This is a genomic window from Vibrio sp. TRT 1302 (assembly GCF_050113875.1).
Taxonomy (GTDB): Bacteria; Pseudomonadota; Gammaproteobacteria; order Enterobacterales; family Vibrionaceae; genus Vibrio.
In genome coordinates, this window is the sequence record NZ_JBNJOF010000006.1 from 56,836 (window position 1) to 83,086 (window position 26,251).

The following is a 26,251-nucleotide window of genomic DNA, read 5'->3' on the forward strand; positions in this document are numbered from 1 at the left end:
CATTTTTGCCTACAAATTCTAAGGTTATGCTGTCTAAGAACTAGCATGGATTGATATGACTTTAGAGTAAAACGTTGTAATGCCAATACATAACCACAGTGGCGTCACCATCGAGGGTGTCTGTGGGTAATGTTGAGTAATAAGCATGGAGCAAAGTTGTGTTCGCGAATCGTTTTGAAGATATAAATCTCAGAGGGGATTTGTTTGGTGGTGTGACAACTGCCATTATTTCTTTACCGTTAGCACTTGCTTTCGGTGTCGCTTCAGGAGCTGGTGCGGAGGCTGGCCTTTGGGGAGCCATCATGGTCGGTTTATTTGCGGCCTTGTTTGGTGGATCAAACACGCTGATCTCTGAGCCTACCGGTCCTATGACGGTTATCATGACGGCGGTACTCACCAGTATGGTGGCGAAGTACCCAGAAACCGGTATGGCAATGACTTTTACTGTTGTCATGATGGCAGGTGCTTTCCAAATTTTACTTGGTACGTTGAAGCTTGGAAAATACGTCACTTTGATGCCATATAGCGTGATCTCCGGCTTTATGTCGGGAATTGGCGTTATATTAATTATTCTCCAGCTCTCTCCATTGCTCGGTCATGCCGCTCCATCCGGTGGCGTCATGGGCACGCTTTCTGCGTTGCCAGAAACGGTCGCTAACATGAGATTTAGTGAGCTGTTTCTTGGTTTGCTAACCCTAGCAATTCTGTTCTTCTTTCCTAAACATTATCGTAAGTATGTTCCAGCTCAGTTAGTCGCTCTGATCGTTGTGACCTTACTTTCCGTCATTCTATTTGATACCGATGCCATTCGTCGCATTGGCGAGATCCCAGCAGGACTGCCTTCTTTGGTGATCCCTCAGATTGATCCGGCGATGTTTACTGAGATGGTGATCGATGCCTTAGTGCTGGGTACTTTAGGCTGTATTGACACATTGCTAACAGCGGTCATTGGTGATTCCTTAACGCGTAAAGAACACGACTCAGATAAAGAGCTCCGTGGCCAAGGTTTGGCAAACATGATCTCAGGTCTGTTTGGCGCCCTGCCTGGTGCAGGGGCAACAATGGGAACGGTAACCAACATCCAAGTTGGTGCACGCTCTCCGTTATCTGGTGTGATTCGTGCTCTGGTGTTGGCACTGGTGGTTCTTGTCGCGGGTGGTTTGACTGAGCCGATCCCAATGGCGGTGCTAGCCGGTATCGCGGTCTATGTTGGCTTCAATATCCTAGATTGGAGTTTTATCCAACGCGCGCACAAAGTCAGTTTTTCTGGTATGGCGATCATGTATGGTGTTATGCTGCTGACTGTATTCGTTGACTTGATTGCAGCTGTTGGACTGGGTGTATTTATTTCCAATATTATTATTATTGAGCGTTTAAGCCGTGAGCAAGCAAGACAAGTGAAAGCCATCAGTGATGCAGATGAAGATGATGTGCCTTTAACTGACAGTGAACGAGGTTTGTTGGATAAAGCGAATGGTAAGGTTCTCTTTTTCTACTTGTCTGGACCGATGATTTTCAGTGTATCTAAGGCAATTTCGCGTCAACATAGCAGCATTTCTGATTATGAAGTCATGATCCTAGACTTGACCGATGTGCCTATGATTGATGTTACGGTGGGACTGGCACTGGAAAACGCTATCAAGGATGCATTGGATGCCAACTGTCAGGTTTACTTGCTATGCCCGAATGAACAGACACGTCAACAATTGGATAAATTCCACGTCATTGACTTAGTGCCAGAAGGGAACACGTATAAATTCCGCTATGAAGCATTAAAAGCCGCAGTGAAGCATGTGGGAAGTGATGAGCATCAGGACGAAGCGATATAAGTCTGATGCTTTAGAGTAGAAAAAGCGCCACCGACCTTGTTCGGTGGCGTTTTTATTTGTGGTTAAGTTAGGCAAATCTTATTTCCAAAATATTCGAAAGGTTTAATTGTAATCATCGTCATTCAACGATAAACTGAATTTCGAATACGCAAAGCAATGGCAGTCGTAACTTATGTATGCATTAGAAATTGAGCAGCTCCGCAAGACTTACGCGGGGGGACTTGAAGCGCTAAAAGGCATTAGCTTAAATGTCAAAAAAGGTGATTTTTACGCCTTACTCGGTCCAAATGGTGCCGGAAAATCGACCACGATCGGAGTCATATCATCATTGGTTAATAAGAGTTCTGGTCAGGTAAAAGTGTTTGGCTTTGATATTGATAAAGATCTTGAGCTCGCCAAGCAGCACCTCGGTCTTGTGCCACAAGAATTCAATTTTAATCAGTTTGAAACCGTTGAACAGATAGTGCTTCAGCAGGCTGGTTACTATGGTGTGTCAAAATCCGTAGCCAAAGAGAGAGCAAAAAAGTATTTATCTAAGCTCGATCTGTGGGAAAAACGTAGCGAACGTTCACGAAATTTGTCTGGCGGGATGAAGCGACGTTTAATGATCGCTAGGGCGCTTATGCACGAACCTCAGCTATTGATTCTGGATGAACCTACTGCGGGTGTCGATATTGAGCTACGCCGTTCAATGTGGGAGTTCCTGAAAGAAATCAATCAAGAGCAGGGGATCACTATCATTCTAACGACTCACTATCTAGAAGAAGCAGAAATGTTGTGTCGTAACATTGGGATCATCAATAAAGGTGAACTGATCGAAAACACAACAATGAAGGCGCTACTAAGCAAACTGGATGTGGAGACATTTATTCTTGATCTTGAAGAAGGCTCGGCACAACCAGAGTTGCATGGGGTGAAGAGTCAGATTTTTTCTAATGATTCGTTAGAGATCGAAATAGAGAAAACTCAGGGATTGAACGGCATATTTTCTCAGCTATCGGAGCAGGGTATTAAGGTGTTGTCGATGCGTAACAAAGCCAATCGCCTTGAAGAATTGTTTGTCAGTATTGTACTAGAGGGGAGCCAATAATATGTATCGTTTATATTGGACAGCGTTTTGTAGCCTACTGACTAAAGAGGTTAACCGTTTTACGCGTATCTGGGTACAAACACTGGTGCCACCAGCCATTACGATGACCTTGTACTTCATCATTTTCGGTAGCCTAATTGGTTCGCGAATTGGTGAAATGAATGGTTTCAGTTATATGGAATATATCGTCCCGGGATTGATCATGATGTCGGTGATTACCAACTCGTACTCTAACGTTGCGTCCTCTTTCTTTAGCGCGAAGTTTCAGAGGAATATAGAAGAGTTGTTGGTCGCGCCAGTACCAAATTATGTGATCATTTTAGGCTTTGTGATGGGCGGGGTCGTGCGTGGTTTATTGGTTGGTACGATCGTTACTTTTGTGTCATTGTTCTTTGTTGATCTCCAAGTTGATCACTGGGGCATTATCATTGCAACGGTATTTATGACCTCAGTAGTATTTGCATTGGGTGGTTTGATCAATGCGGTCTATGCTAAAACCTTCGATGATATCTCGATCATCCCAACCTTTGTGTTGACTCCACTGACCTATCTTGGTGGTGTGTTTTACTCAATCAGCTTGCTACCAGAATTTTGGCAGGGTGTGTCGAAGATCAACCCAATCGTCTACATGGTAAACGCATTCCGTTATGGCTTTCTCGGTGTCTCTGATGTTGGCATAGTCACTTCATTCAGTGTCCTTGGTGTTTTTGTCGTATTGCTATACGGCGTTGCACATTATCTAGTGACACGAGGAATTGGCTTGAGAAGCTAAAGAGTAAGATAACAAAAAAGGGTTGGCTTAACTGCCAACCCTTTTTTTTGGGGAAGATTCAGTTATTCCGCCGAGCTTGAAGTCGATTCAGACGGATCTTCTTCTTTGCTCTCAACTGAGATTTCCACCACTTGATTATCAATCAGGCGTGCTTTACCTAAGAACGCAGACATCAAGATAACGATCTGCGTGGTTTCAGCGGATACCACTTGAAGTGTACGGGCGTCGCGGATGAAGATTTCATCTGGGTGTAGCCCGGCAGCGCGTAACTGATCGCTGGCATCTTCAATCACAGACGCGTAGTCATCTCGGCCACCACGAATGGCGCTACTGATCCAACGCATCGTGCGTGCCAGAACAGGGGCTCGTTGGCGTTCGTCAATTGTGAGTAAGCCATTGCGTGAGCTCATTGCCAGTCCATCCATTTCACGAACGGTTGGTACGCCAATGATTTCGATATCCAGAGCCAAGTCTTCCGTCATTTTGCGAATAATGGCGAGTTGCTGGAAGTCTTTTTCACCAAAACAAGCAACGTCAGGTTGGACGATATTGAACAACTTGGTTACAACGGTCGCAACGCCACGGAAATGCCCTGGACGAGACGCACCTTCAAGAATATTAGACAGCACAGGAACTTCAACAGTGGTCTGATTCTCAATTCCCAGTGGATAGATAATCTCTGGAGTCGGGGTAAAGACCAAATCAACGCCTTCAGTCGTTAACTTGCTTAAGTCATCATCTAACGTGCGTGGATAGTTGTTGAGGTCGTCAGCACGATCAAACTGCATTGGGTTTACGAAGATGCTAACAACAACGATGTCCGCATTTTCGCGCGCCTTACGGACTAACGTAAGGTGACCTTCATGGAGGTTGCCCATAGTTGGTACAAACGCAACTTTGCGGCCATCACGTTTGTGCTGTTTGATTTGCTCACGCAGAGCGGAAATTTCAGCAAAAGTTTGCATGGCTATCATTCCTTAGGCGATTGTATGTGCTTCGTCAGGGAAGGCACCGCTTTCAACATCTTGCTTGTACTTCGCGACAGCGCTGCGCATATCACCCGTTTCAGCAAGGAAGTTTTTCGAGAATTTTGGCATGTAGTTAGCTGAAATGCCGAACATATCGTGCATCACTAAGATCTGGCCGTCAGTCACATTACCCGCACCGATGCCGATCACTGGCACTTCACACACTTCGGTAATGCGCGCTGCAAGTTCTTGCGGTACACACTCAAGCAGGATGATTTGAGCTCCTGCTTCTTGTAGTGCAAGTGCGTCACGTACCATGCGATCCGCTTTGTCTTGCTCACGTCCCTGAACTTTGAAGCCACCAAAGATGTTGACTGACTGTGGTGTCAGGCCGAGGTGTGCACATACAGGAACGGCACGCTCTGTTAGTGTTTTCACTGTGTCGACTAGCCAGTCGCCACCTTCAATTTTGACCATATTGGCGCCAGCACGCATTAAAGCAGCTGCGCTCTCACAAGCCTGTTCAGGCGTTGCATAGCTCATAAATGGCATATCAGCCATTAGTAGGCAGTTTGGGCTGCCAGCACGCACACAGCGCGTGTGGTAGGCAATATCATCGACAGTCACTGGTAGTGTGTCACGAGTGCCTTGTAAAACCATTCCTAGTGAGTCTCCGACTAGCAGCACCGGCATCTCTTGGCTTTCAAATAACTGACCAAAGCTCGCATCGTAAGCGGTAGAAGTGGCAAATTTACGACCTTCTTGCTTCCATTTCATCAAGTCGCTAATAGTAATTTTTTTCATGATTGTTCCTTACAGGAGTTGGCTATGATTGCCAAATACGCAGACCGTTTTGCTCAACGACTTTAAGTAAGTCTTCCAGTCTGGTCCCACATGGGAGGGTTAAATTTGGTGCGATTTCTGCGAGCGGGTAGAGCACGAATTCACGCTCTTTCATTCCATAATGAGGAACGACCAAACGCTCGGAATCAATCACCTCATTGCCATAAAGAATCAAATCGAGATCTAAGGTTCTTGGGCCCCAGCGTTCTTCTTTACGGACACGCCCTTGCTCTAGTTCAATTGTTTGTGTGCAATCAAGTAGTTCAAGAGGCGTTAATTCGGTTTTAATTTCGACAACTGCGTTGATGTAGTCAGGTTGATCCTGAGGTCCCATCGGTGTACTGCTGTACAGCGATGAGGTTTGGATAAACTCGGACTTAGGGAGTTGTTTTAAGGCATCAATTGCCGCATTAGCTTGAGAGACAGGATCACTAAGATTACTGCCTACTGCGATAAAAACAGTGATCATTGTTATGCCTTAGGCTTCTTCTTGCGGTAGTTCTTACGGCGGCGCTGTTTAGGTTGACCTTCGACGGAGGCGTCAAGATCTGCAACCATGGCTTGGCGCATATTGCGACCCGCGTTCTGGAACGTTTCCCACCATTTGGCTAACTGTGCGGTTTCACCTTGCTCCACTTCACCTCGCATTTCGAGGAAGTCGTAGCCTGCACGGAACTTGTTAAGTTCCATTAGACGGAATGCGCGTTTGCCATTACGGCGTGGCATACGTAGCTGGAGCTGCCAAATTTCGCGGATAGTCGCGGTGTGGCGGCGTGGGATCGCAATTGTTCGAACTTGATCATCAAGTACAAAGTTGCTTGCTTCCATTATCGCGTCGTAGAACGAGAGATTGCGCTTTTCCATCAGCTGTTTGGCTTTCTCTTGCAGTGGATACCACAGCATGGCTGCAAACATAAATGCAGGGTTGATGCGTTTACCTTCTTCGATACGCTGATCAGTAGAATCGAGCACGAGATCCAGCATTTGCTCAGTTTGCGATGAGTAATCTTCAGTGAAGAACTCAGCAATGGTCGGGAAAAGCTGTTGGAAAAGGTTGTATTCACGCATCAGGTGATAAGTTTCTAGGCCATGGCCAGACTGAAGCATTTTAAGGGACTCTTCATAGAGTCGGGCAGCAGGGATCTCTTGCAGTAATGTTGCTAGTTCTTCTATCGGAGCCGCGGTGTCTTCTTCAATATCGAAGTCCAGTTTTACCGCGAATCTGATCGCACGCAGCATACGCACTGGATCTTCGCGGTAACGGGTATCAGGATCACCAATCAGGCGAATGAGTTTATCCTCTAAATCTTCGATACCACGTGCGTAGTCGTGGATAGAGTAATCGCCGATGTTGTAATACATTGCGTTGACGGTAAAGTCGCGACGTTCAGCATCTTCATCTATGGTGCCATAGACGTTGTCACGCAAAAGCATGCCTTCTTTTGATTGCTGAGAAACGTTTTTACTTGGTTCTTGGTGGTGGCCTCGGAAGGTCGCCACTTCGATAATGTCGCGACCAAACATAATATGCGCTAGGCGGAAACGGCGGCCAATGAGACGGCAGTTTTTAAAAAGCTGTCTGATTTGTTCAGGGGTTGCATTGGTCGCGATGTCGAAATCTTTCGGCTGCTGAGAAAGCAGCAAGTCTCGAACACCGCCTCCGACAAGATATGCGTCGAAGCCTGCACCATGAAGACGGTATAGCACCTTCAATGCATTATCACTGATCTGTTTGCGCGAGATATTGTGCTCTTGGCGAGTAATAATATTTAGAGCGAGCTCAGAAAATTTTCCTGTTTCGCCGGGTGTATAATCGTTTTTATTCATGTGCATATGGCAATAATTGGTCAAGCCAACCTTGCTTGAGTTTAATTTCTTAGGCCCATAAGGGGCGAATTTGCGGCTAATAATAGCTTACAGCGAGCGGTTTGAGAATATTGGTGTGATCTCAGTCGATGAAGGCAGTTGCGATAAGTGCCAATTCTCTATCCCCCAAAGGATGATTTCATCTAAACTCGCAGTACTAATTTCCTCATCAATATCAAACCCTAAGAATGTCATAGCATCGATGAGTGCTGGCTTAGGATTCTGGTTATCAATGGCTTTCGCATGATTTTGTTTGGACAATTTTTGTCCATTATTATCAAGCGCTAAAGGCAGATGCAAATAGTTTACTGGTTTAGCATCAAGCATTTGATATAAGCTGATTTGCCTTCCTGTTGGCTCAATCAGATCTGCCCCTCTGACGACTTCCGTCACCCCTTGGTCAATATCATCTAATACTACCGCAAGGTTGTACGCAAATAAGCCATCTCGTCGCTTTATAATAAAATCTTCATCTGCCAGAGCGGTTGGAATGCTGAGTATACCGTGGCGTCTATCTTCAAACTGATACACGGGATGAGACATTCGCAGACGAACGGCACATTGTCCATCGTTAGTGAGTTTAAGATCGCGGCAAGTACCGGTGTAAAAGCCACCTAATTCTTTAATTTGCTTGCGTGTGCAGTGGCAAAAATACGCTTGGCCAGAGTCTAACCAACTATCAATCTGTTGTTGGTAAAGTGAATGACGTTGACTTTGGTAAACGACCTCTCCATCCCAGTGAAGATGATACGCCTCCAGTGTTTCCAAAATCAGGCGGCTCGCGCCCGGCATTTCGCGTGGGGGATCTAAATCTTCAATTCGAACTAGCCATTTACCTTGGTTAGATTTTGCTTGAAAGTAACTGCCAAGCGCAGCGATCAGTGAACCAAAATGAAGAGGTCCTGAAGGGGATGGGGCGAAGCGACCGATGTAACTCATAGTATTATTGCGCTGATAGGTATCACAAACCAAAAAGGGAGCCAAGGCTCCCTTCAGTAGTCATAACAAAGCCATAATTAGCCTTGCATTTGCTTCTCTTTGATTTCTGCAAGAGTTTTACAGTCAATACAAAGGTCAGCCGTTGGGCGTGCTTCTAAACGGCGGATACCGATTTCAACGCCACAAGATTCACAGAAGCCAAAATCATCTTCTTCAATCTTATTAAGAGTTTTTTCAATTTTCTTGATTAGACGACGCTCACGATCACGGTTGCGTAGTTCTAAACTGAACTCTTCTTCCTGAGACGCGCGGTCAACTGGATCTGGAAAGTTTGCTGCTTCATCCTGCATGTGGTGTACAGTGCGATCAACTTCTTCCCTGAGCTGGTTGCGCCAAGCGGACAGAATTTTTGTAAAATGAGCCATCTGCTCAGGTGACATGTATTCTTCACCTGCTTTCTCTTGGTATGGCTCAACCCCTGCAATGGCTAGGATGCCTAGCGCTTTTTTCTTTGATTCTGGCATGCAGCATCTCCTACTAACACCTAGTCAACTGCGCTCGCAGTTTATTTTAAGGCGGGTATCTATAGCAAAAAGAATCTTTTGAGGCAAATACTGGTGAGTAAACTTACTGTCAATGTGAAGGTTACATCACTTTTGCTTGTTAATGGCTGAAATCTAGTGCCTTAACCAGCTTTATCTCATGGTGTGAAAGTTGTGCTTTATAGCACAGGATTTCCACCCCTTGTTCTTGTGCATATTTAAGTAATTGTGAATAGTCGGCGTCTATATGGTGGGCAGGAGATACTTTTTCAATACCTGAATGTAAAACAGCGAATAAAAGTACAGCTCTGCTTCCATTTTGAGCCATCTGAGCCAGCTCTCTCAAATGTTTTTGACCTCTAGTGGTCACTGCATCAGGGAAATAGCCTTGGCCTAGTTTGTCCTCATCCAATAAGGTGACGCTTTTTACCTCTATATAGCATTTTGGTTTATTTTCGGCGTTGAGCAAGATATCAATCCGGCTATTTTCATTGCCATATTTTACTTCAGTTTGAAGTTGGTCGTACTCTTGGAGTTCAGTTATCACCCCAGACTTTATCGCTTCGACTGCTAATTGGTTAGCGCGAGCGGTATTAATGCAGATGCGATGACCTGCTTCCGTCTCACTTAACTCCCAACTATTTGGGTACTTGCGTTTAGGATTGTCTGAGGTCGAGTACCAAACTTTATTTCCCGCAGTGGCGCACCCCGTCATAGCGCCAGTGTTGGCGCAGTGAATGGTTCGTTCACTACCATCAGGTAAAGTGATATCCGCTAAAAAGCGTTTATAGCGCCTAATGAGGACAGCAGGCTCAAGTATAGGTTCAAACTTCATTTACAACTGGATTTATGTACAATATTTGCATCATTACACCATAAGGCCTTCCCATTGTCACAACTGCCTATTCAAGGCGTGATGCCAGATATACTCTCTGGTATTCGCTCAAACTCGCAATTGATCCTTAAAGCTGCTCCAGGAGCCGGCAAATCGACCTATTTTCCTTTGCAACTGCTTCTCGAACGGACGGTGGAAGGAAAAATTGTCATGTTGGAACCAAGACGGCTTGCCGCACGCAATATTGCCCGTTATTTGGCGAACCAATTGGGTGAAAGTGTGGGGCAACGTGTGGGTTATCGTGTTCGAGGCGAGAACAAAACGAGTGCGAATACTCAGTTAGAAGTGGTGACGGAAGGGATTCTGACGCGAATGATTCAATCGGATCCTGAGTTAACGGGAATCGATTTGATTATTTTTGATGAGTTCCATGAGCGCAGTATCCATGCAGATACTGCGCTGGCTTTCTGTTTAGAAATTCAGGAAGCACTGCGTGAAGATCTTAAACTGGTCGTGATGTCTGCAACATTAGACCAAAATGCGCTAAGTCAATTGCTTCCTCTTGCGACCTATATTGAATCTCATGGGCGAAGCTACCCTGTTGAGTATCGCTATCAGCCAGCGAAACCAAATGAGCGACTCGAGGATCTGATGGTCAAACAGATTACCTCTCTTATGGCGAAAGAAACGGGCTCTTTACTTGCGTTTTTACCGGGGGTTTCTGCCATCAAACGAGTTGAAGAGCGTTTGCATAACCTCACCGACGATATTCAGGTTTGCCCATTATATGGCCAGTTAGATTTTGCACAGCAGCAAGCCGCTATCGAACCTTGCCAACAAGGCAAAAGAAAAGTGGTGTTGGCGACCAATATTGCTGAAACCTCCCTGACAATCGAAGGGATCAGATTGGTGGTCGATTCAGGGTTGGAGCGAGTAGCCAAATTTGATTTGAAAAGCGGTGTTACAAGGCTCCAGCAAGTTCGTATTTCCCAATCTTCGTCAGAGCAGAGAGCAGGACGTGCAGGGCGTATCGAATCGGGTATTTGTGTACGCCTTTACAGCGAAGCTCAACTCGCGCAACAGCCCTACGTTCCTCAAGCCGAGATTCTTCATTCAGACTTATCAAACTTAGTTTTAGAGTTGGCTCAGTGGGGAACCCAGAACCCAGACGAATTAAGTTGGCTGGATGTTCCGCCTTTTAGCGCAATCAGTCAGGCAAAAGGGTTATTGTGTCAGCTCAACTTATTGGATGAAAAAGGTCAACTGACGGAATCAGGCTCACTGGCTGCAAAATTAGGACTAGATCCGAGAATGGCAAGTCTTATTGCCCGAGCCGAGCATTCGCAGGCGACAGCAATTGCTGTCGTCGCACTGCTGGAAGACGCTGAGCGAAACACGATTAACTTTATGCATAGTGTTCATCGCTTAAAAGAAGGACGCCATAGCCGACAGAAAGTGGTTCTACAGCGTGCGAATACGCTTGCCAATAGAATTGGGTGTCGGTTTGAACTCGCGGCGCTTGATGAGTCACTGGTGGCTCCTTTGTTGGCCACAGCCTTTCCTGACCGAATCGCCCAAGCGAGAAGTCATCAGCAGGGACGATTTATTCTCGCCAATGGACATGGTGCTGAATTGCAAGAGGTAGAAAAGCTTGCTGCAAGTGAGTATTTGGTGGTTATTGACCTGATGCGCAGCCAGTCTGACTCTTCAATGATTTATTCTGCTGCCGAACTGGATATGCTTGTTTTACACAATCTCTTTCCCGATCTGTTTGTTGATCAGGAGGTTGTTGACTGGGATGAGCAGAAAGGGCGACTTATTGCTGAACAACAGCGTAAACTTGGTCGCTTAGTGGTAGAGAGAAAAGCGTTGCCTGAACCACCTCGCGAAAAAATGACGCAAGCTTTACTTAATTTCATTCGTCGTAACGGTCTTTCGGTATTAAATTGGACGCCACACAGCCTTGAGTTACTGGAAAGAGTGCGTTGTGGGCAAGAATGGATACCAGAGCAAGCGTGGCCCGAGTTAACAGACGACGCACTGTTAGACAATTTAGAGCAGTGGCTAGAACCCTATCTCAATGGGATTGGATCGGTTAAAGCGCTAAGCAAAGTCGAATTAGAAGCGGCGTTATTGGCGTATTTAGGTTGGCCACTGAACCAAGACATTGATAAATGGCTACCCACGCATTACCAGTTACCGACAGGCAGCAAGAAAAAAATTCGCTATCAGCAAGGTCAGGAGCCCGTGTTATCAGTCCGAATGCAAGAAGTATTTGGTGAACAGGCTTCTCCAGAAATAGCACAGGGCAGGAAGCGCTTAGTCTTGGAACTACTCTCTCCGGCACAACGACCTCTGCAAGTGACCAGAGATCTTGCTAGCTTTTGGGCGGGTGCTTATATCGAAGTGCAAAAAGAGATGAAAGGTCGCTACCCAAAACACGTTTGGCCTGATGATCCCGCTAACCATGTAGCGACAACGAAAACAAAACGACAATTGAACTCATGACCAAGAAAAATACCACCACGACCAGTAAGGCAAAAACATCCACAACCGCCAAGAAGCCAACTGGTAAACGAAGCTCGAAATCGCCTCAGCGTAAGCCCAGTAAGCCGCCCCAACGTAGGTGGCTGAAGACATTGTGGGGCATTAGCTGGAAGGTCGGCTTAGCTGGCTTCGCTTTGTTGCTGTTTGTTGGTATCTATCTAGATAGTGTGGTGAAACAACGCTTTGAAGGGCAATTATTTGATTTGCCTACGGTGGTTTATGCGCGAATCCTTAACTTGGCTCCGGGCGAAGATATTACGATTCAAGAAGTGCGCAATGAGTTAGATGTGCTCAATTACCGCAAAGTTCGCCAACCTCGTTACCCTGGCGAGTACTCTTCTTCTTCGACAAAAATCGAAGTGATTCGTCGACCATTTGAATTTAGTGATGGTCCAGAGCCTGATCGTCATGTGATGCTCCATTTCTCTTCAAGCCAGCTAGAGCGAATTCAATCATTAGAAAAGGAAGGCGATTTAGGCTACTTACGTATTGAGCCGAAAATGCTTGGTATGTTGGAGAAAAATCACGATGAACAGCGGCTGTTTTTGCGTCGAGACCAGTTCCCAGAAGTCATGGTTGATGCTCTACTCGTCACAGAAGATCGCAACTTTTACCAACATGATGGCGTTTCGCCGGTTGCGATTGCACGAGCGATGGTTGCTAACGTAAAGGCGGGCAGGACTGTGCAAGGTGGCAGTACCCTGACTCAGCAGTTGGCCAAGAATATTTTTCTATCCAGCGATCGAACCTTATGGCGCAAAGTTCGAGAAGCCTACATTGCTTTGATTCTGGATTATCGTTACAGCAAAGATCGCATACTAGAGGCGTATCTGAACGAGGTTTATCTCGGTCAAAGTGGCGGCGAAGCGATTCATGGCTTTGGTCTTGCTTCGCGACTTTACTTTGGTCAGCCGATCCAAGAGCTGCGCATTGACCAGCTTGCTCTGCTGGTGGGTATGGTAAAAGGTCCCTCTTACTACAATCCGGTGCGCTTTCCTGAGCGTGCCAAAGAGCGTCGAGACTTAGTGTTACGCCTGATGATGCAGCAAAATATTCTCACGGCAGAACAGTATGATATGGCGGCAAGTCGCCCCCTTGATATTCAGGACAATCCTAAAATTGCTAGCCGCCAACCCGCCTATTTCCAGCAGTTGAAGATTGAACTAGAACAGAAGGCAGGGGATGCATTTCAGTCAGATGTCGGTTTACGTGTATTCACGTCATTGGATCCTGTTTCTCAGCAAGAACTTGAACGAGCAATCGCAAAGAAAATTCCGCAACTTGCTGATGTGGCGGGTAAATCCCTTGAAGGCGCGGCTGTCGCGGTCGACAGGCACACTGGGGAAATACGAGCCATGGTCGGAGGGAAACGAACCGGTTACGATGGTTTCAACCGAGCTCTGAATGCCAGCCGCCAAATTGGTTCATTAGCCAAGCCTGCGGTTTACCTCACGGCTTTGGAACAACCAGAGAAATACAATCTCGCCACGACGCTGCACGATAAACCGATTAGCTTGAAAGGCAGTAAAGGTGATGTCTGGTCGCCTAGAAATTATGACCGTCAGTTCCGTGGTGATGTGCCTTTGTATATCGCTTTAGCTAAGTCGCTCAATGTACCTACGGTCGAGCTAGGGATGCAGGTTGGTATTGCCAATGTGGTTAACACGTTGGAAAAACTTGGCGTAGACAAGAATGAAATTCGTCCGGTTCCGTCGATGTTTCTTGGTTCATTTACATTAACGCCTTTTCAAGTTGCTCAGATGTACCAAACGCTGACGAATTCAGGAAAACAAGCTCAGTTGTCAGCCTTGCGGTCCGTGATCGATTTGGAAGGGAATGTGCTGTACCAGTCATTACCTAAAGTGTCACAAACCGTTGACCAGCAGGCCGCGTGGTTAACGACATACGCAATGAAGCGAGGCGTCTTGGAAGGAACTGGGCGTCATCTCAACAGCCAGTTTGGCTGGGCGGCGTTAGCAGGAAAAACCGGAACCAGTAACGATACTCGGGACAGTTGGTTTGTCGGCGTCGATGGGCGAGAAGTGACCACGATTTGGTTAGGCCGAGATGACAACAAACCGACGAAGTTAACTGGTTCAAGTGGTGCGTTGCGAGTATACGCTGAGTACCTAGAGCACCGTATTCCTGAAAAGTTAACCCTACCTTGGCCTCAGGGAATCAGTACGCTTGGTTTTGCCAAAACGGCTCAGGGTAGTCTGGATTTGGATTGTGGAAACGAGTTTACATTGCCAGTGTGGGACATCAATGGCGCAATGAAGCAGCAGTGTGATAGCCAGCCTAAACAATGGTTAAAGAAACTATTTAGTTGGTAACACGCATGGTGTTGAATATTAGTACTTTACGCTGATTAAGTCTGTCAGTATAAACGTTAGAACGACTGTAGAAAGGGATTTGTATCGTGAAAAAATTAGCAGGCCTCCTATTATGCTTGTTTGGAAGCGTTGCCTTTAATGCGATAGCACAGACAGAGCCGCAACCTGATACGCGGCCAAAAGTAGCAGTTGTTTTAGCCGGTGGAGGCGCGAAAGGCGCAGCGCATATTGGTGTGCTAAAAGCGCTTGAAGAACTAAGGGTGCCTGTTGATGTGATCACTGGCACCAGTATGGGTTCTTACGTCGGGGGCTTGTATGCGACCGGTATGAGTGCCGATGAAATCGAGTCTTTCATTGATACCGTTGACTGGAACAGTGGTTATCGAGATCGAGTCGACCGCAGTCAGCGAAAAGTACAAGACAAGGAATACGAAGACAGATATCAGTTAACCACCGACCTTGGCTTACGCTGGGGGGAAGTTCGAGCTAGTCGTGGGATCGTGCAGGGGCAGGGAATGCTGAAATTGCTCCGTGAAACGACGGGCAATTTACCTCCGTTTGCTTCTTTTGATGATCTCGCCATTCCCTACCGTTCTGTCGCGACAGATATTATTGAACTGAAACCAGTTGTGCTCAGTCAGGGCTATCTGGTCGATGCCATGATGGCCAGTATGTCGGTTCCCGGCGCACTGCCTCCTTACCAACTCAATGGTCAGATGTTGGTGGATGGTGGCGTGACGAACAATATGCCAGTGGACGTTGCACGTGACTTGGGGGCTGATGTTGTTATCGCGGTTGATATTGGTACGGAATACAAAAATGAAGAAGACTTCACCACGTTCCTAACGGTGGCAGACCAACTCTCCAACTATTTAGTTCGCAGTACGACTGCTCGTCAGGCTGAATTACTGACAGACAAAGACTTTTTCTTGCAGCCAGATGTTGGCGATATGGAAACCACTGAGTTTGATAAAATGCCGCAGGCATTTGAAAAAGGTTATCAGGCAACGATGGCAAGGAAAGCTGAGTTGCAGAAACTGAGCTTATCCACGGCAGACTACCAACACTATATTGAACAGAAACAGAATGTCCGACGTGAACTGCGATATGGTGATGAAATTACCGTTGAAAAAGTGGTCATCAACAATCACACCCACTATACAGACACCCTTCTTGAAAACCGTCTTGAGCTTGAAGCAGGTAAGCAGTACACCTTGAATCAGGTAGAGAAAAGTATCCAAGATCTTTACGCTTTAGACCGTTTTGAACTAGTGACTTATCGCTACGATGAAGTCGATGGGCAAGATGCCCTGATCGTTGATGTTGATGAGAAGTCTTGGGGACCAAATTACGTAAACTTCCGTTTTTTCCTTGAAGATGACTTTTCAACCGATAGCCAGTATTCCATTGGTGTGTCGACGAATTTTACTGACCTCAACTCCCATGGCGCAGAGTTACGTACCAATTTTGAAATCGGTACAGATAAACTGATAGAAGCAGAGCTCTATTCACCATTTTTCTCTAGCCAGAAAACCTTCACCACCTTGGCGTTAACCTACAGTAATGAGACTCGCAACGCGCCTGTCACCGGTTTCGATGACACCAGCCTTGATGCAACAAAAAACTATGCCCCAATTGCCTACACTGAGTGGGTTGCTCAGTGGGCATTAGGTTATCAGGACACCTTGTGGCGACGTTTTATGATAGGGGCAAGATTTACGGATGGAAAAGGCGAGCTTTCGACCTTACCTAGCCTTGGTGACGTTACATTCCAGCGCCTCGGAGCCTTTGCGAACTACCGTATCGATACACTGGATAACTTCAGTCTTCCTCGTTCAGGACTTTATCTGGATCTTAATTATCTTGTCTCTCACGATCAAAGTATCAGCAACACGGTTTTGGTTGATGAGCAGACCGACGAAGATACTTCCTATGAAATTGGGGCGAGAATAATCGCCGCCCATACTTTTTATCGCCATACTTTGGTCGCAAATGTCGACCTTGGTTTCGTCGAGAGCAAAAATTCATCTGTACCTATTGACCCACAGGAAATTGGCGGGTTTTTGAACCTGTCAGGTATTCCTAGAAATAGCCTCATTGGGCAGAATAAGGTCTTTGGTAGCCTAGTCTATCGTTATCGTTGGTTTGATAACGACTTTGGGCTGTTTAGCTCCCCGTTTTATGTCGGTGCATCGCTTGAGTATGGTGGGGTTTGGTCTGATCCTGATATCGAAATCAACGAAGCACCTTTGTATACCGCAGGTTCTGTATTTGCAGGGGTTGACTCACCGATTGGGCCGGTTATGTTTGGTTACGGGCGTACCGAAAATAACTATGATTCATACTACCTAATTATCGGTACTACCTTTAAGTAGTTTTGCTGTTTATATGTCCATTTTCGCCATTCTCAAAGTATGGGAATAGGCGGGATTGACCAGTGAAAATCATAGAACTTTAGTCTTAAGTTGCTATGTTGGTCAAAATGATGAGATTTTAATTTAAGGTTAAATTTGCTATTCTACCGCCCACAGTTTGGCCTCTCTGGCACTGTTTCTCAGTCAAGATTGAATGAAAAATATGGCATGGAGAGCCAAGTTTCCAAGGATGTTCACTCCCTTATTCTTTGAACAAATAGCAATAAGAGGGAGGAACCGCAATGAGAGGAAAAAGTCGTGCTTGAAGCCTACCGTAAACACGTCGAAGAGCGTGCTGCCGAAGGAGTTGTTCCTAAACCACTAGATGCCGAGCAAGTTGCAGGCCTTGTGGAACTTCTGAAGAACCCGCCTCAAGGTGAAGAAGAGTTTATTCTTGACCTCCTAGAAAACCGTATCCCACCAGGTGTAGACGAAGCTGCGTATGTTAAAGCAGGTTTCTTAACCGCTATCACTAAAGGTGAGGTTTCATCACCACTTGTCAGCAAAGCAAAAGCGGCGGAGCTGCTTGGCACTATGCAAGGTGGTTACAACATCGAGCCATTAGTCTCTCTTCTAGATGACGCTGAGTTGGCTCCTATCGCTGTTAAAGCTCTTTCTCATACTCTACTGATGTTTGATGCTTTCTATGATGTAGAAGAGAAAGCAAAAGCAGGTAATGATTCAGCTAAGCAAGTCCTACAATCTTGGGCGGATGCTGAGTGGTTTACTGCTAAAGAGAAAGTAGCGGAAAAAATTACTGTTAAAGTATTCAAAGTTACCGGTGAAACGAACACTGATGACTTATCTCCAGCACCAGATGCTTGGTCTCGTCCTGATATTCCAGTGCACGCAAAAGCGATGCTAAAAATGGAACGTGAAGGTATCAATCCAGATCAACCAGGCAGCGTTGGTCCTATTAGCCAGATCGAAGAGCTACAAAAAGACGGCATCCCACTAGCGTATGTTGGTGACGTTGTTGGTACAGGTTCTTCTCGTAAATCAGCGACAAACTCTGTTCTTTGGTTTATGGGTGAAGATATTCCTTACGTACCAAACAAACGCACTGGTGGCGTGTGTCTGGGTGGTAAAATTGCTCCAATCTTCTACAACACAATGGAAGATTCTGGTGCACTACCTATCGAACTGAACGTGCAAGACATGAACATGGGTGATGTGATTGATATCTATCCTTATGAAGGTGTTGTTCGTAAAGATGGCGTTGAAATTTCTAGCTTTGAGCTAGGTAAAGTTCTGCTGGATGAAGTTCGCGCTGGTGGTCGTATCCCTCTGATTATCGGTCGTGGTCTAACAAGCCGTGCTCGTGCATCGCTTGGTTTAGGCGAAACGGATCTGTTTGCTAAGCCAGTCGATCCTTCAGCTTCAACTAAAGGTTACACGCTAGCTCAGAAGATGGTTGGTAAAGCGTGTGGCGTTGAAGGTGTTCGCGCAGGTCAATACTGCGAACCTAAGATGACAACAGTCGGTTCACAGGATACAACTGGCCCAATGACGCGTGATGAGCTAAAAGACCTTGCGTGTCTTGGCTTCTCTGCGGATCTTGTGATGCAGTCATTCTGTCACACATCTGCGTACCCTAAACCAGTTGATGTTAACACTCACCACACTCTACCTGATTTCATCATGAACCGTGGTGGTGTCTCTCTACGCCCTGGTGACGGTGTTATTCACTCATGGCTAAACCGTATGCTACTGCCTGATACCGTCGGTACAGGTGGTGACTCGCATACTCGTTTCCCTCTAGGCATCTCGTTCCCAGCAGGTTCTGGTCTTGTTGCATTTGCAGCCGCGACTGGTGTAATGCCACTGGATATGCCAGAGTCAATTTTGGTTCGCTTTAAAGGTGAAATGCAGCCAGGTATTACTCTACGTGACCTAGTACATGCGATTCCTTACTACGCAATTCAGCAAGGTCTATTGACGGTTGAAAAAGCAGGTAAGATCAATGAATTCTCTGGTCGTATTCTAGAGATTGAAGGTGTTGAGCATCTATCTGTAGAGCAGGCATTTGAGCTTTCTGATGCTTCGGCAGAGCGTAGTGCAGCTGGCTGTACCGTGAAGCTTTCAAAAGAGTCTATCGAAGAGTACCTAAACTCGAACATCACTATGCTTAAGTGGATGATCGCGGAAGGTTACGGTGATGTACGTACTATTGAGCGTCGTATTAAAGGGATGGAAGAGTGGTTAGCAAATCCTGAACTGCTAACAGCTGACTCTGATGCAGAGTACGCTCACGTTATCGAAATCGATCTTGCTGACATCGACCAGCCAATCCTATGTGCTCCTAATGACCCAGATGATGCTCGTCTACTGTCTGACGTTCAAGGCACTGAGATTCAAGAAGTGTTTATCGGTTCTTGTATGACCAACATTGGTCACTTCCGTGCTGCGGGTAAGATGCTAGAAGAGTTCAATGGTTCTCTTAGCACTCGTCTGTGGGTTGCTCCACCAACTAAGATGGATAAGGATCAGCTAACAGAAGAAGGTTACTACGGTATCTTCGGCCGTGCTGGGGTTCGTATTGAAACTCCGGGATGTTCACTATGTATGGGTAACCAGGCACGTGTTGCTGATAAGTCGACAGTGATGTCTACGTCGACTCGTAACTTCCCGAACCGTCTAGGTACTGGTGCGAATGTTTACCTAGCTTCTGCTGAACTTTCTGCGGTGGGTGCGATTCTTGGTCGTATCCCAACGAAAGAAGAGTACTTAGAGTACGCATCTAAGATTGATGCAACGGCAGCGGATACATACCGTTACTTGAACTTCCATAAGATGTCTCAGTACACGGCAAAAGCCGATACAGTGATTTTCCAAGAGCCAGCTTAACAAGCTCTGGAATACTGAATAGCTGATAAAGCGCCCACCGTAAGGTGGGCGCTTTTTTTTGGTTGTGCCCTTCGAATCTGAGGTGATAGAAGCTTTGTGGCTAAAGAAGTGGGTAGTATGACGCCTAAACAAACCATAATTTTCTCGGTTCTCGATTCTTGACCCTGTATACTGCCGCCGATTAAGTTTGGTGGAATAAACAGAGGCGTCCGATGGAATTTGAATTTATTAGAAATACCCTCATGGGCGAATACTATGTTAAGTCCAGTATGGGGCATGAAATCGTAGGTCGCTGGTTGCAGGAAGAAGTAAGTAAAGACTGGCAGAAAATCGAACAAGTCGAACGCTTGATCGAAAACGCCCGCTTAAACCCTCAACTGGAGCACCAACTCGAAGGAACTGAGATCTCACTGAGTATTCAAGGAGATGAGGTCATTGTTCAAGAAAACGTGCTGGCTCATGGTCAGCAAATGGACAGTGATAGTGAGTTTGATTTTTATGATAGTGAAAGCACGGCAAGTTGCGGCATTGAGGACTTTGAAGATCTGATCGCACAGTGGAAAACATTCCTGACGACCAAGTAATGCACTTCTATGGTGAGCGATTGAACGCTTGCCTTAAAATTGTGAGCAAGGCGCACCTAAATGGTGCGCCTTTTTTGTTATTGGGTCATGGATTTTATGTGTTTTCATTAATTATCAACAACTTAAAAACTTGGCACGCAGCTTGGATTACTTAATAACAAAAAGGATGACAGCTTCAGAGAGGATGCAATGAAACTTATAAACGCGATTATCAAACCATTTAAATTAGACGATGTTCGAGAAGCGCTTGCTGATGTCGGTATCGAAGGGATGACGGTTTCAGAAGTGAAAGGCTTCGGCCGCCAGAAAGGACACACCGAGCTTTACCGTGGTGCGGAATATCAAGTCGACTTCCTACCAAAGGTAAAGTTAGAGATAGCGACACAGGCAGACAATGTAGACCGCGTCATTGAGGCGATATCTAAAGCTGCGCACACGGGAAAAATCGGTGACGGCAAGATTTTTGTCTACGACCTGAGTCAGGCGGTCCGCATCCGTACGGGTGAAATGGACGTTGAAGCACTTTAAGAATTCAAAGGACTGGAGATAATACGATGGAATTAACGACAACAGTAACAGAGTTACGTTACGCACTAGACACCTTTTTCTTCCTCATTTCAGGTGCGTTGGTTATGTGGATGGCTGCAGGCTTTGCAATGTTGGAGGCGGGTCTTGTTCGCTCAAAAAACACGACAGAAATTTTAACTAAGAACGTCTGCTTGTACGCGATCGCATGTACCACCTATTTAGTCGTTGGCTACAACATCATGTATGTCGATAACGGCGAAGGTGGTTGGCTACCATCATTTGGTGCCTTGATTGGTACGCAAGGAGAGGGTGCGGATCATTCACTTGAATCTGACTTTTTCTTCCAAGTAGTTTTTGTTGCTACAGCGATGTCGGTAGTATCAGGAGCGGTTGCTGAGCGTATGAAGCTTTGGTCATTCCTTATCTTCTCTGCGGTACTGACAGCGTTTATCTACCCAATGGAAGGCTACTGGACTTGGGGCGGAGGCTTCCTATCTGAAGCGGGATTCAGTGACTTTGCAGGTTCAGGTATCGTACACATGGCGGGTGCAGCAGCAGCACTAGCGGGTGTTCTACTACTGGGTGCACGTAAAGGTAAGTACGGTAAAAATGGTGAAATCTACCCAATTCCTGGTTCTAACATGCCGCTAGCGACACTGGGTACATTCATCCTGTGGTTTGGTTGGTTTGGCTTCAACGGTGGTTCACAGCTGATGGTGTCAGACTTTGAAAATGCGACAGCAGTGGGTCAGATCTTCCTGAACACCAACGCAGCAGCGGCGGCGGGTGCCATTGCAGCACTGCTTGTATGTAAGACCACTTGGGGTAAAGCCGACCTTACGATGATTCTAAATGGTGCGTTAGCAGGTCTAGTCGCTATTACTGCAGATCCTCTGTCTCCATCGCCACTGTATGCGGTTGCTATTGGCTCGGTATCGGGAGCGATCGTGGTGTTCAGCATCATCGGCTTGGACAAACTGAAGATTGATGATCCAGTTGGTGCGATTTCGGTTCACGGTGTATGTGGTTTCTTCGGCCTGATGGTTGTTCCACTAAGCAATGGTGATGCATCATTTGGTGCACAGCTTCTGGGTGCTGGAGTTATCTTCGCTTGGGTATTTGGTGCAAGCCTTGCGGTGTGGGCAGTACTGAAAGCCACTATGGGTATTCGCGTCTCTGAAGATGAAGAGATGGAAGGCATGGATATGCATGACTGTGGCGTAGGTGCTTACCCTGAATTCGTGACAGTGAAGTAATTATACTAGATGTGACGTAACAAACAGTTACAAATAAACTTATCAAAAACCTGCTCAAATGAGCAGGTTTTTTTGTTTTGCATCATTGTTTTCTCGACTATGATGAATATAATAACGCAACTGATAAACGTTATCATTTCGAATACTAAAGGATTGAACCAATGAAAAAGCTGCTAACTCTTTCTGCATTAGCATGTGCAACAATTGCTCCTTCAGCTGCGATGGCTGCAGAAGAAGTTAACGTATACTCTTACCGCCAGCCATTCCTAGTTGAGCCAATGTTCAACGAGTTCACAAAAGAAACTGGTATCAAAGTAAACGTTAAGTTTGCTAAGACAGGTCTGGCAGAGAAGCTAGCGCAAGAGGGTGAATACAGCCCAGCAGACGTTATCCTAACCGTTGATATTAGCCGTCTTTCTGAGCTGACTAAGAAAAACCTAGTTCAAGCTGTAGAGAGTGAAGTGCTAGAAAAGAACATCCCAGCTCAATACCAAGATACAAATAACGAGTGGTTTGCTCTAACAACTCGTACTCGTAGCGTTTACTCTTCTCGTGACCGTGTTGGTCGTCTAGGTGAAGACTTTACATACGCAGACCTAGCTAAGCCTGAATTTAAAGGCAAAATTTGTACACGTAGCGGTAAGCACCCATACAACGTATCTCTAGTTTCTGCGATGATTGCTCACGAAGGTGAAGCAGCGACTAAAGAGTGGTTGGAAGGCGTAAAAGCGAACCTAGCACGTAAACCTCAAGGTAACGACCGTGCACAAGTTAAAGCGATCAAAGAAGGTCTATGTGATGTTTCTCTAGGTAACAGCTACTACCTAGGTAACATGATTAACGATGCTGAGCAAAAAGCTTGGGCTGACGCGGTTTACATTAACTTCCCTAACCAGAAAACTACAGGTACTCACGTAAATATCTCTGGTATGGCAATGGCTAAGTACGCACCAAATAAAGAAAACGCTCAGAAACTGATGGAGTTCCTAGCGGGTGATACAGCACAAAGCATGTACGCAGAAGTTAACTACGAATACCCAGTAAAAGAGGGTGTTAAGCGTTCTGAGCTAGTGGCATCTTGGGGTGACTTCAAGCCTGACACGATTTCTCTAGATGACGTTGCTAACTACCACGAAGCAGCAATCAAACTGCTAGACGAAGTGAAGTTCGACCTATAATAGTTTTAGGTAGTGAGTCGAATATGACTGACTAAAATACAGCCTCAAGTCGCTTTTCGTTAAGTTACTTGGGGTTGTTTGTTTTTATACTCACGGCTAAGAGCTGTTCACCTTGAACTCCTTGAAGTATATGGGTATAAATACCCTTAAACTATTAAAGGGATATGAGATGTATTTGCAACTGCATTTATGTTTCATACAGCCTCGTTGTAATTAGGCGATGAAAGAAAAAAATTACCTATGGAAAACCAGTAGTGGAGCGCTTGCTTTACTACTGGTTTTGCCGATCTTAGCGATATTCACTACTGCTGTGGGCGAAACAAATGAGCTTTTTAGTCATTTGATGTCAACGGTAATGCCGACCTATGCGTATAACACCGTCGTTCTTGTTATAGGAACGATGTTGTTATCCTTGCTACTTGGTATTCCATCGGCTTGGATTATGGCGATGTGCCGCCTTCCGAGTGAACGCATTTTACAATGGGCATTGGTGTTACCACTGGCGATGCCTGGCTATATCGTCGGTTATATCTTTACGGACTGGTTTGATTTTGCAGGTCCGGTACAGATTTTTCTCCGCGATCTGACAGGGTGGGGACCCGGTGAGTATTGGTTCCCTGATATTCGAACACTGACAGGAGCGACTATTGTACTGTCACTGGTGCTCTATCCATACGTCTACTTATTATGCCGTGCAGCGTTTATGGAGCAGAATGTCTCTTTGCTGCAATCGGCTCGATTGCTCAAGTGTTCACCGTGGGAAAGTTTCCGTCGGATCTCGCTTCCTCTTGCACGCCCCTCTATGGCCGTCGGCCTCTCCTTGGTGGCAATGGAAACCGTTGGTGATTTTGGAACGGTTAGCTACTTTGCAGTCAATACATTAACTACCGCGGTTTATGACACTTGGTTAGGCTATTCAAGCCTCACTGCTGCGGCAAAAATTTCAGCCATTATGCTCGTTGTGGTGATTTTACTCTTAAGTGCAGAACGCTATAGCCGCAGAAAACAGAAGCTATTTCAGAGCCAGTTTAGTAGCCGTGAAGATTTTCGTTACGAGCTTGTCGGGTGGAAAAAGTGGCTGGCGCTAACATGGTGTTGGGGGCTGGTTTGCGTGGCATTCATTCTCCCACTTGGTCAACTGCTTATCTATGCATACAAGTATTTCGCACAGAGTTGGACGGCGGAGTTCCGCGAATATGCGTTAAATAGTCTTTACGTATCTCTTGCGGCTGCATTCATTGGTGTAATGGTTGCGTTGATCGTTAATTTTTCTCAGCGTGTCAACCCTAGCCGTCAAAGCTTAGCCTTTATGCGCTTATCGTCGATGGGCTATGCTGTTCCAGGAACGGTTTTAGCCATTGGTGTTATGGTTCCGGTATTGTCTATGGACCACTTAGTCAATGATGTTGCAAAGTACATGGAGTGGGGGCGTCCTGGGTTGATTTTCTCTGGCTCAATGTTTGCGATTGTTTTTGCTATGGTGGTGCGTTTTTCTGCTGTGGCGATTGGCAGTATTGAAAGCAGTTTAAGCAAAGTTTCACCGTCTCTTGATATGGCATCACGCACTATGGGATGTAACTCCAACGAGATGCTAAGACGAGTTCATTTGCCTCTTGTCCGTCGTGGGGCTCTGATAGCGGCTTTGCTGGTCTTTATTGAGTCAATGAAAGAGCTAAACGCCGCTTTATTGCTACGACCATTTAACTTTGAAACATTGGCGACTTATGTTTATAACTTCGCGTCTGATGAGAAGTTAGAGTTAGCGGCGTTACCAGCTGTGCTACTGGTTTTAGTTGGTCTTGTCCCTTTAGTTATTGTTAACCGTTCACTGGAGCATTCACACTGATGAGCTGTGCCCTATCAATACAAAACTTAACGTGTAAGTACGATCAAGAGACGACTGTTCTTGAATCACTTTCTCTCGAAGTGGAGCAGGGGGAAATTGTTTGTCTGCTTGGGGCAAGTGGCTGCGGTAAAACAACACTATTGAAAGCGATTGCAGGCTTGTTGCCGTTAAGTTCTGGCGTGATGAGCCTAAATTGCATGCTGATCGATGATGGCAAAAACTGGCTTCCTCCCGAGCAGCGTAATATTGGTATGATCTTTCAGGATTATGCGCTGTTTCCACATCTTACTGTGGCTCAGAACGTTGCGTTTGGGTTACGTGAATTGTCGGTTGCGGAACAGAATGCCAAAGTGGAAGAGATGCTTGAATTAGTGCATCTCAATGGTTACGGGGAGCGATACCCACACCAACTCTCAGGTGGTCAGCAACAGCGGGTGGCAATAGCGCGTTCACTAGCGTACAAACCGGACCTTTTGTTACTTGATGAACCATTTTCTAATATCGATACGCAGGTTCGCCATGAGTTAATTGGCGAGATTCGTAAGATTTTTAAGAAACAGGGTGTTACTGCCATTTTCGTTACCCACAGCCGTGAAGAAGCCTTCGCGTTCGCTGATAAAATGGCGGTGATGAACCATGGCGTGATTGAGCAATATGGTACGGCTAGCGAGCTCTACTATCAGCCTTCAAGTAAGTTTGTTGCTGACTTTTTGGGTGGTGGTAGCTATCTCAAAGCGACTCGGGCTTCAGACTTAGAATATGAGACCCAGCTAGGCATGGTAGAAGCGAAAGCACAGCAGAACATTGAAGTTGGTCAGCATTGCGAGTTATTACTTCGCCCTCAGCATGTCCAGATCAGTGCAGCAGAAGAGAGCAGTGTGACAGTGCTTGAGCAACAGTTTATGGGAGATCATTGCCGTTACGTGATTGACGCGGGTGGTCACCGTTTACTTGCCAGCTCATCAGAACCTTTGAGTATTGGTCAGCAAGTCTCCGTTAAAGTGGAAACGCAAGGCGTACTGGCGTTTTAGCCA

The 26,251-nt window shown here is 46.0% G+C and carries 20 protein-coding genes; 13 read left to right on the forward strand and 7 right to left on the reverse strand.

Annotated elements, in window-relative coordinates; all coding sequences use genetic code 11:
- Positions 1-158 precede the first annotated feature (158 nt).
- The 3 genes from ACQEXP_RS10450 to ACQEXP_RS10460 all read left to right on the forward strand — a co-directional run bounded on the left by ACQEXP_RS10450 (position 159) and on the right by ACQEXP_RS10460 (position 3,691).
- The gene (locus tag ACQEXP_RS10450) at positions 159-1,829 is read left to right on the forward strand and encodes a SulP family inorganic anion transporter (RefSeq protein ID WP_269377458.1); all 1,671 of its coding nucleotides are present in this window, start codon (positions 159-161) and stop codon (positions 1,827-1,829) included.
- Between the two features lie 172 nt (positions 1,830-2,001).
- On the forward strand, positions 2,002-2,919 hold the full coding sequence (locus ACQEXP_RS10455; protein WP_426969756.1) for an ABC transporter ATP-binding protein: 918 nt from the start codon (positions 2,002-2,004) through the stop codon (positions 2,917-2,919).
- 1 nt (position 2,920) lies between these two features.
- Positions 2,921-3,691, forward strand: a complete 771-nt coding sequence (locus tag ACQEXP_RS10460; RefSeq protein ID WP_269377456.1) for an ABC transporter permease — start codon at positions 2,921-2,923, stop codon at positions 3,689-3,691.
- 62 nt (positions 3,692-3,753) lie between these two features.
- On the opposite strand, the gene panC is transcribed toward ACQEXP_RS10460, so the two are convergent.
- The 7 genes from panC to sfsA form a co-directional block, all read right to left on the reverse strand.
- On the reverse strand, positions 3,754-4,656 hold the full coding sequence (gene panC / locus ACQEXP_RS10465; protein ID WP_269377455.1) for a pantoate--beta-alanine ligase: 903 nt from the start codon (positions 4,654-4,656) through the stop codon (positions 3,754-3,756).
- A 12-nt stretch (positions 4,657-4,668) separates the two neighbouring features.
- Positions 4,669-5,463: a 3-methyl-2-oxobutanoate hydroxymethyltransferase gene (gene panB / locus ACQEXP_RS10470; RefSeq protein WP_426969757.1), complete on the reverse strand. Its 795-nt coding sequence runs from the start codon at positions 5,461-5,463 to the stop codon at positions 4,669-4,671.
- A 22-nt stretch (positions 5,464-5,485) separates the two neighbouring features.
- Complete coding sequence (gene folK, locus ACQEXP_RS10475) at positions 5,486-5,971, reverse strand: 2-amino-4-hydroxy-6-hydroxymethyldihydropteridine diphosphokinase (RefSeq protein WP_269377454.1); 486 nt, start codon at positions 5,969-5,971, stop codon at positions 5,486-5,488.
- Positions 5,972-5,973: 2 nt separating this feature from the next.
- On the reverse strand, positions 5,974-7,335 hold the full coding sequence (gene pcnB, locus ACQEXP_RS10480; protein ID WP_269377453.1) for a polynucleotide adenylyltransferase PcnB: 1,362 nt from the start codon (positions 7,333-7,335) through the stop codon (positions 5,974-5,976).
- An 81-nt stretch (positions 7,336-7,416) separates the two neighbouring features.
- Complete coding sequence (gene gluQRS / locus ACQEXP_RS10485) at positions 7,417-8,307, reverse strand: tRNA glutamyl-Q(34) synthetase GluQRS (protein WP_426969759.1); 891 nt, start codon at positions 8,305-8,307, stop codon at positions 7,417-7,419.
- Between the two features lie 77 nt (positions 8,308-8,384).
- On the reverse strand, positions 8,385-8,831 hold the full coding sequence (gene dksA / locus ACQEXP_RS10490) for an RNA polymerase-binding protein DksA (protein WP_006878271.1): 447 nt from the start codon (positions 8,829-8,831) through the stop codon (positions 8,385-8,387).
- Between the two features lie 139 nt (positions 8,832-8,970).
- Positions 8,971-9,684 (reverse strand): DNA/RNA nuclease SfsA, encoded by a 714-nt coding sequence (sfsA, locus tag ACQEXP_RS10495; protein WP_269377451.1) that lies wholly within the window; start codon positions 9,682-9,684, stop codon positions 8,971-8,973.
- A 54-nt stretch (positions 9,685-9,738) separates the two neighbouring features.
- On the opposite strand from sfsA, the gene hrpB reads away from it, so the two are divergent.
- The 10 genes from hrpB to ACQEXP_RS10545 all read left to right on the forward strand — a co-directional run bounded on the left by hrpB (position 9,739) and on the right by ACQEXP_RS10545 (position 26,248).
- A complete protein-coding gene (hrpB, locus tag ACQEXP_RS10500; protein WP_426969761.1) occupies positions 9,739-12,192 on the forward strand; it encodes an ATP-dependent helicase HrpB in 2,454 nt (817 codons plus the stop codon).
- Positions 12,189-14,564: a penicillin-binding protein 1B gene (gene mrcB, locus ACQEXP_RS10505; RefSeq protein WP_426969763.1), complete on the forward strand. Its 2,376-nt coding sequence runs from the start codon at positions 12,189-12,191 to the stop codon at positions 14,562-14,564. Before hrpB ends, mrcB begins: the two co-directional genes overlap by 4 nt.
- An 86-nt stretch (positions 14,565-14,650) precedes the next feature.
- On the forward strand, positions 14,651-16,939 hold the full coding sequence (locus tag ACQEXP_RS10510) for a patatin-like phospholipase family protein (RefSeq protein ID WP_426969765.1): 2,289 nt from the start codon (positions 14,651-14,653) through the stop codon (positions 16,937-16,939).
- A 297-nt stretch (positions 16,940-17,236) separates the two neighbouring features.
- Positions 17,237-19,825, forward strand: a complete 2,589-nt coding sequence (gene acnB, locus ACQEXP_RS10515) for a bifunctional aconitate hydratase 2/2-methylisocitrate dehydratase (protein WP_269377448.1) — start codon at positions 17,237-17,239, stop codon at positions 19,823-19,825.
- Between the two features lie 212 nt (positions 19,826-20,037).
- Positions 20,038-20,409 (forward strand): YacL family protein, encoded by a 372-nt coding sequence (locus ACQEXP_RS10520; RefSeq protein WP_269377447.1) that lies wholly within the window; start codon positions 20,038-20,040, stop codon positions 20,407-20,409.
- A 189-nt stretch (positions 20,410-20,598) separates the two neighbouring features.
- On the forward strand, positions 20,599-20,937 hold the full coding sequence (gene glnK / locus ACQEXP_RS10525; RefSeq protein WP_269377446.1) for a P-II family nitrogen regulator: 339 nt from the start codon (positions 20,599-20,601) through the stop codon (positions 20,935-20,937).
- A 26-nt stretch (positions 20,938-20,963) separates the two neighbouring features.
- Positions 20,964-22,193, forward strand: a complete 1,230-nt coding sequence (locus ACQEXP_RS10530) for an ammonium transporter (protein ID WP_426969767.1) — start codon at positions 20,964-20,966, stop codon at positions 22,191-22,193.
- Positions 22,194-22,354: 161 nt separating this feature from the next.
- Positions 22,355-23,371, forward strand: a complete 1,017-nt coding sequence (locus ACQEXP_RS10535) for a Fe(3+) ABC transporter substrate-binding protein (RefSeq protein ID WP_269377444.1) — start codon at positions 22,355-22,357, stop codon at positions 23,369-23,371.
- A gap of 220 nt (positions 23,372-23,591) precedes the next feature.
- On the forward strand, positions 23,592-25,217 hold the full coding sequence (locus ACQEXP_RS10540) for an ABC transporter permease (protein ID WP_269377443.1): 1,626 nt from the start codon (positions 23,592-23,594) through the stop codon (positions 25,215-25,217).
- A complete protein-coding gene (locus ACQEXP_RS10545) occupies positions 25,217-26,248 on the forward strand; it encodes an ABC transporter ATP-binding protein (protein ID WP_426969770.1) in 1,032 nt (343 codons plus the stop codon). The genes ACQEXP_RS10540 and ACQEXP_RS10545 overlap by 1 nt, the downstream gene beginning before the upstream one ends.
- Positions 26,249-26,251: the final 3 nt, after the last annotated feature.